Origin of the sequence: Wolbachia endosymbiont of Drosophila leontia (genome assembly GCF_028981785.1) — a bacterium.
GTDB classification, from domain to species: domain Bacteria; phylum Pseudomonadota; class Alphaproteobacteria; order Rickettsiales; family Anaplasmataceae; genus Wolbachia; species Wolbachia pipientis.
In genome coordinates this window covers 1-3,889 of record NZ_JAPQLK010000171.1, presented here as the reverse complement: position 1 = coordinate 3,889, position 3,889 = coordinate 1, and the positions used below count along the sequence as shown (strand labels likewise).

Sequence of the window (3,889 nt, the reverse complement as noted above, 5' to 3'; positions counted from 1 at the left end):
TCTTATTATAAATACCAGAATAATAAGCTACTGATATTCTCCATCTTTTTTATCTTTAATCCATCATAGCCAGCGATGCAACAAAGCCCGCTGGAATCCAGCCTTTTCATAATCATTAAAATGTTGTATTTTAACATAAAACGGCTACTTTTATGCTTACTAACTTAATAAAATTCCTGGATCCCAGTGTCTGGGCACTGGGATGACACCCTACTAGCAGAAGTTACTCTCAAATGTTTGTTCATGTTAGCTACAAACATTAAGAAATTTACCAAATGAAAAAAAGGCAAAAGAAATCCCGTATTAGCTAGTTGTCACTCTCTAATCCTGCAAATTGGCGTGCTATACTGTCTTAAACGCTATATAAGCGCGTTTCAGCTTATATAGGTAAAAACCCAGAAATGTTGTGAAGACGTAGGGTGCGCATAGTGCAAAAAATTAAAAATAAGACGCCAATTACGTAATACTGTTGTCGTTTAATCTGCACAGATTGAGGATAAATGAATACCTTCAGTTTCATGATAAGAGGGCTGGCAAAGGGTGTCAAGTAAGTTTTTTCGTTTCTACCAGCTACTTGGATGACACCACATAAATTAATAAATAGGAAAATTACTACAAATCCTTTCAACTTTAGCTTTTACTGCTTTTTCGACACTTGAGCTATTTCCGCTGATTAATCCTTGAATTACTTCATTTATTAGACCAGCTATCTCTTTAAAATTTTCTGCCTCAAGTCCGCGTGTTGTCTCAGCAGCGGTGCCAAAACGGAGCCCTGAAGTGATGGTCGGCTTTGCTGTATCAAATGGTACAGAGTTTTTATTACAGGTAATACCGGCTCTCTCAAGGCTATCTACAACGTCTTTTCCAGTTAATTTCTGCGATCTTAAGTCAACTAGCACTATATGAGAGTCAGTGCCACCGGTTATAATGTCAAGTCCATGCTTTTGCAATTCTTGAGCCAGCACTTTCGCATTTTCCACGACTTTCTTGCCATAAGTCTTAAACTCTGGTGCTAATGCTTCTTTAAATGCAACAGCTTTTGCAGCTATCACATGCATAAGTGGCCCGCCCTGCAATCCTGGAAAAACTGCGGATTGAATTTTTTTGTGTAATGCTTCATCATTGGTCATCACTATTCCACCACGAGGACCACGCAAAGTTTTGTGAGTCGTGGAAGTCATAACATGTGCATATTCAGCAGGGGATGGATATTCGCCCGCTGCAATAAGCCCTGCATAGTGAGCAATGTCTGCAAGCAAATAAGCACCAACTTTATCTGCAATCTCGCGAAAGCGTTTGAAGTCCATTTTTCTTGGATAAGCAGAAGCACCAGCTATGATCAATTTCGGTTTATGCTCCAGCGCCAGCTTTTCTATCTCATCCATATTGAGCAGATAAGTGTCTTTATTTACTGTATATTGAATCGACTTAAACCATTTACCAGAAAGGCTTGGCGCCGCACCATGAGTTAGGTGCCCACCGCAACTCAGTGACAATCCAAGTATTGTATCACCTGGAGTAAGCAGCGAAGCAAACACGGCCTGATTTGCCTGAGAACCAGAGTGAGGCTGAACATTTGCAAATTTTATACCAAACAACTTACAAAGTCTTTCTATGGCCAGACTTTCAACTTTGTCCACATGCTCACAACCACAGTAATATCTTCTGCCTGGATAACCTTCTGCGTATTTATTAGTCAGAAAAGAGCCTTGTGCCTCCATTACCGCTTTGCTTGCAAAATTTTCTGATGCAATTAATTGCAATTGTGATTTTTGGCGTTGTAATTCTTTTTCTATAAACTGATAAACCTCGTTATCAAAAGACTTTAAACTATTTTTAGAGCCACAGATTTTCTTTAAAACACTCATCATAGATCAAACCTCGCTTTAATTTTAAGATGCACAAGCAATTTTAAGACTGCTTGTCCTGCTTTTTTAACCATAAGAGCCCAAAAACAGCCACCAGCAAACATACAGGAATAACTGATGTTGCTTTTATCAGCAATTCAGCACCATACACAGGATTTCCTTGTATTATTGTTCTATCCCAACACAAATCTACTATTTTTGCGATCCCAGTGTGAAAAAAATAGCCAAAAACCATAACTATCATGTTTGACACAGCTGTAGCCAGGCCTACTAAGTTATTATTTACATAACTTATCGCTTTGTAAATGGTAACCACCTGATATCCAGATGTGAAGCCAATAATAAAAAGCGTAGGTAATACAACATACAAGCCACCAATCTGAGTAAAAAGTAAAAGAAAACTAGCGATCATTGCAAATGAGCATGCAATTATTACTTCATAATGCTTATTTTTATATTTTTCCAATAAATAAGCCAAAGAGAATGATCCTGTTAACATTCCTATCAATATTACGGAAGAGAGAGAAGATGCCAAGTCTTCATTCATTTTATATACTTCAAAAAAGAATGCTTTCACCCAACCATCGGCAAAACCTTGCATTGGACCGACCATGAGTCCACCAAAAAAGCTAATTAGAATAATATGCTTGTTGAAAAGTATGTTTTTTAAGTCTCTAATGCTAACTTTTTCCTGTTGAGCATTGCTTTCAGGCGTTACTAAGAACAGCAACAGAGCAAGTAAACACCCAAATGCTGAGAATGTATAGATAACATAATTCCAGCCAAATTTATCGAGTAAGAAGTCTAAAGGTAACCCGCCACATATCCCTCCCAAAATTCCTATAATTATAGATAAGCTGGCCATTCTTGCTGATTTTTCTTGCGCAAAATACATGCTTGCAACTTTAAAGATTCCAATTGCCGAAGCGGATGACCCAATTCCCACAATTATTCTTCCAATTATTGAATAACTCCACTCATCAAAGCATATAAGCGGTAGTGTTCCGGTAAATGTCAAAACGGTACAAGCAGGTAAAACAAACTTTGGTCCAAATCTATCAAGGAAAAGACCAATAGGTATATGAGCTAGCGTATAGCCTATATAGTATAACCCACCAAACTGGCCAACATCTGCAATACTTATGTTAAATTTTGTTATTAATTCAGGCGCAATTATGTTTGGAATTACGCGTAATATATATTGGTATGCATAAAACAGTGACGTCAACAACCAGATTAAAAAATTCCTCTGCAATACTTTACCCCAAAGCCAGCATTATAGATACTCTGTTTATAGAAAACAATATTTTTATGAATACTTATTTTAATTTACCGGAATTTTATACAGTTGAACTCATAGCCAACATAAGTAGTTTATGCATTAACTAAATTTTCCAGGTTCAAGTTTGGATGATAGAAAAAGTTCACTTTTTCTATTTTTAAAAGAGACCTTTTATTTTACTTATAATTTTTTCTACCATATCTACAACTGGCTCATGAATGAGGTATATGAAAAAAATTACACCACAAATGATAAGTATATTTATGATTTTACCCTTATTCATCTTTATCTTGAGCTTCACTTTTGTTACAAGATCCATTTTATTTATGTTTTTATTTCATGCTGACAATTATATCTTAAATACCATAATTTTCAGTAAAACTTGACTTCAGAAGTATTCTATTAATTCAATATTAACCTTTTTATGTGTAAAATAGTTAATATAATATTAAAGCAGGCTGATGAATATAAGCACGATAGATAATACGCTGCAAAATTACATAACAAAATACATTGAACAAACATTCGCTACACACGTGCTAGGCAATAGATACGACAAATTGTATAGGAAACTTCTAAGTGGTATAGAAGAGATAATAAAGCTCGCTGTAAATGAAGCAAAACACTACGATGAAAATTTAGAAGATCTATATAACGATTCAAGATTTAATAAGAACCTGTTAAGGATCTCGAAAATATGAGGTAAAATAAGCATAGTTAAGAAAGAGGTATATCTATG

At 35.6% G+C, this 3,889-nt stretch carries 3 protein-coding genes and 1 pseudogene; 1 reads left to right on the top strand and 3 read right to left on the bottom strand.

Features of this window, described 5'->3' with window-relative positions; translation table 11 throughout:
* Positions 1-593 precede the first annotated feature (593 nt).
* From glyA to OZD63_RS05785, 3 genes are all read right to left on the bottom strand, one after another.
* Complete coding sequence (glyA, locus tag OZD63_RS05795) at positions 594-1,871, bottom strand: serine hydroxymethyltransferase (RefSeq protein WP_274979434.1); 1,278 nt, start codon at positions 1,869-1,871, stop codon at positions 594-596.
* 40 nt (positions 1,872-1,911) lie between these two features.
* Positions 1,912-3,123: an MFS transporter gene (locus OZD63_RS05790; RefSeq protein WP_275008357.1), complete on the bottom strand. Its 1,212-nt coding sequence runs from the start codon at positions 3,121-3,123 to the stop codon at positions 1,912-1,914.
* Positions 3,124-3,307: 184 nt separating this feature from the next.
* A complete protein-coding gene (locus tag OZD63_RS05785; RefSeq protein ID WP_006280042.1) occupies positions 3,308-3,469 on the bottom strand; it encodes a hypothetical protein in 162 nt (53 codons plus the stop codon).
* A 142-nt stretch (positions 3,470-3,611) separates the two neighbouring features.
* Between OZD63_RS05785 and OZD63_RS05780 the strand changes: the two are divergent.
* A pseudogene (locus tag OZD63_RS05780) lies at positions 3,612-3,821 on the top strand (hypothetical protein); the annotation flags it as partial.
* Between the last annotated feature and the right edge of the window lie 68 nt (positions 3,822-3,889).

Excerpts from the sequence above, each read along its gene's own strand:
- OZD63_RS05785 (WP_006280042.1), bottom strand. The coding sequence starts at position 3,469 with ATGGATCTTGTAACAAAAGTGAAGCTCAAGATAAAGATGAATAAGGGT.
- glyA (WP_274979434.1), bottom strand. The coding sequence starts at position 1,871 with ATGATGAGTGTTTTAAAGAAAATCTGTGGCTCTAAAAATAGTTTAAAG.